The organism is Yoonia sp. (assembly GCF_036007805.1).
In the GTDB taxonomy this organism is placed as follows: Bacteria; Pseudomonadota; Alphaproteobacteria; order Rhodobacterales; family Rhodobacteraceae; genus Yoonia.
The window spans coordinates 1-3,743 of sequence record NZ_DASYOK010000036.1; the positions used below are offsets into that span (position 1 = coordinate 1).

Here is a 3,743-nt window from a genome sequence, read left to right on the forward strand (position 1 = left end):
ATTGCCGATGCTGATCAGTTACCGCGGCGAGTTGCGCGAGCCGGTGGCCTGTCAGGTGGAAATGGCGGTGCACACCAAGGCGCTGCTGAACCAGTTGAACATCCCGACCTATCACTTCCACAAGGAAAGCGACGCGGACGAACTCGACGCAATCCTGAAATACACCTTCATGTGCAACAAACCTGTGGCGATCCTCACGGATGCGTCCTTCTGGGGAGGCTACGGCGACCAATGATCCGTTCAGAAATCCTGCGCGAAATTGCGCCAATCCTGCATGACCAACTGGTTGTCTGTAATATCGGCCTTCCCAGCCAAGAGCTGCATATGATCGACGACAACGCCAAGAATTTCTACATGCTTGGCACCATGGGTCTGTCATCCTCCATCGGTCTGGGTCTTGCCCTCGCGCAGGACAAGACAGTCATCTCTATTGACGGTGACGGCTCTGTCCTGACCAACCTCGGCACCCTGCCGACGATCGCCAACAACGTGGCCGACAACTTCATCCTGTTGATCATCGACAATGGCTCTTACGGTTCAACCGGCGACCAGCCGACCTATGCAGGCAAGAAAACCAAGCTGGAAAACGTGGCCAAGGCCTGTGGCTGTGAAAACGTGGTTGTCTGCAAGGACGTGGACACCGGCAAAGTGTTGCAGGCAGCGATCGACAGCAAGCAAATGACGATCATCGTCTGCAAGTGTGACAGCGGCAACATCAAGCTGCCTGTTATCACCATGGACCCCGTTGTCATCCGTGACCGCTTTATGAAGGCTGTGGCCAGCTAAATGGCACCGAAGATCCATTCCAGCGAAGACGCGCGGCGTCTGGCACGCAAGCGCCTTCCCTGGATGGTCTTTGACTATATCGACGGTGCCGCCGGCACCGAGACAGGGGCCGCGCGTAACCGTGCGGCCTTTGACAATCTGGAACTGCGCCCGCGCGTCTTGCGCGATGTGAGTGACCGTTCGCTATCGGTGCCTTTGTGGGACAAACCGACCAAAGCTCCCTTCGGCATCAGTCCGATGGGCATGTGCAATCTGTCCGGCCCTGGTGCCGACATGATGCTGGCGCGATTGGCTGCACGCGAACACGTGCCTTTAGGGGTATCAACCGTGGCCTCAACTGCGATGGAGCCCCTGATCGAAGCGGCTGAGGGTAACGCGTGGTTCCAGCTCTACTTCAGTGGCGACGGGACCGGCACCTTCAAACTGGTCGAACGGGCCAAGGCTGCGGGCTATGAGACCATCGTGCTGACGGTGGATGTGGCCGAGGTGGGACGCCGCCCGCGCGAACTCCGCCATGGCTTTACCATGCCATTCAAGATCGGGCCCAAACAGTTCATCGACTTTGCCCTGCACCCGCGCTGGTCGCTGACTTCGCTTTATGCGGGCAAGCCGCAAATGGCGAATTTTGACATGGATGGCTATGCGTTTGACCGCACCGAAAGCCGCGCGAGGGCAGATTGGGACACGCTTGCGCGCCTCCGCGATATGTGGCCGGGTAAACTGGTGGTGAAAGGCGTGCTGGACGCAGAGGATGCGCTGGCACTCAAAGCAGCAGGCGTTGACGCAATTCAGGTCTCCAGCCACGGATCACGGCAACTCGACAGCGCCCCGCCGCCCATCCTCGAACTCGCAAAAATCCGCGAGGCCCTTGGCCCCGATTACCCGCTGTTTTACGACACCGGCCTGCGCAGCGGCGAAGACGTAGTCAAAGCCTACGCCCAAGGCGCAAATTTCACCTTCTTCGGTCGTGTGCTGCAATTTGCCATCGCCGCCGGAGGCGAGGACGGCTTGCGTGAACTCTGGTCGGTCCTGAGAAACGAAACCAGCATCACACTCGCACAGATTGGCAAGCGGTCCCTGATCGCAGAGACCGCTGACAAAGGCTAGGCCGCAAGCGCGCCCGCAGATGCGACAGCATTAAACGCCATCCATTTCAGGTCACCGTCATAGCGCTGGGACATGGCGCCATTCTGGTCCAGCGTGAACAAATGCAGCCAGCCGTTGTCAAAGAGCGCGCGCACGTTCGGATGCTTCTCCAAGATCGCGGTGATCGCCTCGGCGGGCGCTTCGACACAGACCGACAGCCGCAGCGGATCATGGGCATAACCCGCGCCATCATGGACCGACTGCCATGGCAACCCGCCGCGCAAGATGCCGCCGTTGCCCTCAACCACACCCACGCCACCAGTGACATTGTGCAAAAGCTTGTTGCCCGCCCCAAAGACGTCAGGGGCCACAACCGATCCATAATATTGCAGGCTGATCCAGCTTGCGACGACGACGGGGGCGGTCAGGATCAACTCAAGCACACCGAAACCCTCGTCCTTTTGCCAGTCATAATCATGCAGGAACGCGCGCCCCGCCAATCCCTTGCCTTTGGTGCGTGTCCGCGGTGCCGCGATGAACGCCTTGCACCCTGCCAGCGCCCACTCGGGCCGTGTCTCGGACCAGTCACGGCTCCGCTTTGCCACGTCATCGCCATTGGCGGCACGCGGCAGGCGCAAAGCACGTTCTGTCCGTGCCAACTTGCCCGCCGAGGCCAGCCAGTCACGGGCCTTTGCAAGGTGGCTCCGGTGCCCGTGCCCCGCAAAATCACCGTCATAGATCGTGACGTCATCTGTCGTCGTAACGTGCAGCCCGCCGACAAAAAGCGTGTCCTCGGGGATCGCGATTCCATTCTTGGCCAGCCCTGCCCGCACGTCCTTGTCGTTCAGGATCCCCGCCAAGAGCCGCGCGTTCACTTCACCCGAATACCCGCCACAGGCACCGCAGTGCAGCGCGCTGGCATGCGGGTTGTTCACGACATTCGCGCCATGCCCGACGAGCAAAACGAGCCGCGCAAAATTGCCCGTGAGGGACATCGCGCCAAGGATCGCGGTAGCCGCCCCGATCCGGTCTTCCAAACCAAAGCTTTCATCCAGTACCGGCGCATGGCTGTCAGGCCCCTTGGCCGCGTCCATACCCAGCGCATCCCGCAGCAATTTGCCGACATAGATCGGGCCGGAGGCCTCGACAAATGCAAAGGATGATACCGCCGCCAGCTTGAACCGCCCCCACGCGCGTTTGGCACGGGCGCTGAACCGCGCGGTTTGATCCGCCGTTGCATCCGCGCTGGCATGGCTGGTCACACCGTGGTTCAACAAAACAGGCAGTCGCTGTTCGGCCACATCGGAGGCAAAGCTCTGGTGCGATGCGGTCAGACCAAAGAAACCCGCAAACCCCAGCGTTTGAATAGAGGGATCAACGCTTTCCAGCGCCCGCCGGAAGACCTCGGACCGCACATCGATGCAAAATGCGGCCTGTAGCGCGGGCCGGCCTTCGGCCGTTGGCACAGACGTGCTGGCCAGTGTTTCGGCCAGCGCGCGCTGTCCGGCAAACTCTGCTGCCGCTTGCAAGGTTGCATCAATCAGGTGATCGGATGATGGCGTCGCAGGTGTGGCGTGCGCTTTCGCAATCTCCGCCCACTTCTTTTCGATCTCTGTAGCGTATTTCCGATAGAGCGCCTGTTCCCAGATCAGACGGATCGTCAGTAAATCGGTCGTCGTTAGATCGGTTCCGCCTGCAAGCTCTGCCTGCCACAACCGATAGCGCGCCACCTGCGACCAGCCGCCAAGCCCCAGCAGCAACTGGTGAAAATATGTCTCCGTTGCCTCGGCCGACAACCCAAGCACATCAACCGCTGCGACAAGTGCCGTGCGCGTGCGTGCAGGTATATTCGCAACCAGCTCTCCAAAGCC

General features: G+C 60.4%; 3 protein-coding genes and 1 pseudogene. 3 read left to right on the forward strand and 1 reads right to left on the reverse strand.

Annotated features, from left to right (window positions below; all coding sequences use genetic code 11):
- The 3 genes and pseudogenes from VGP75_RS01840 to VGP75_RS01850 all read left to right on the forward strand — a co-directional run.
- A pseudogene (locus VGP75_RS01840) lies at positions 1–235 on the forward strand (sulfopyruvate decarboxylase subunit alpha); the annotation flags it as partial.
- Positions 232–786: a sulfopyruvate decarboxylase subunit beta gene (comE, locus tag VGP75_RS01845; RefSeq protein WP_327542028.1), complete on the forward strand. Its 555-nt coding sequence runs from the start codon at positions 232–234 to the stop codon at positions 784–786. The pseudogene VGP75_RS01840 and the gene comE, both read left to right, overlap by 4 nt.
- Entirely contained in the window at positions 787–1,893 is a 1,107-nt protein-coding gene (locus tag VGP75_RS01850; RefSeq protein ID WP_327542029.1) for an alpha-hydroxy acid oxidase, read from the forward strand.
- Here the strand turns inward: VGP75_RS01850 and VGP75_RS01855 are convergent.
- On the reverse strand, positions 1,890–3,743 hold a 1,854-nt coding region (locus tag VGP75_RS01855), incomplete at its 5' end, for a YbcC family protein (RefSeq protein WP_327542030.1). The two genes, VGP75_RS01850 and VGP75_RS01855, sit on opposite strands and share 4 nt — an antisense overlap.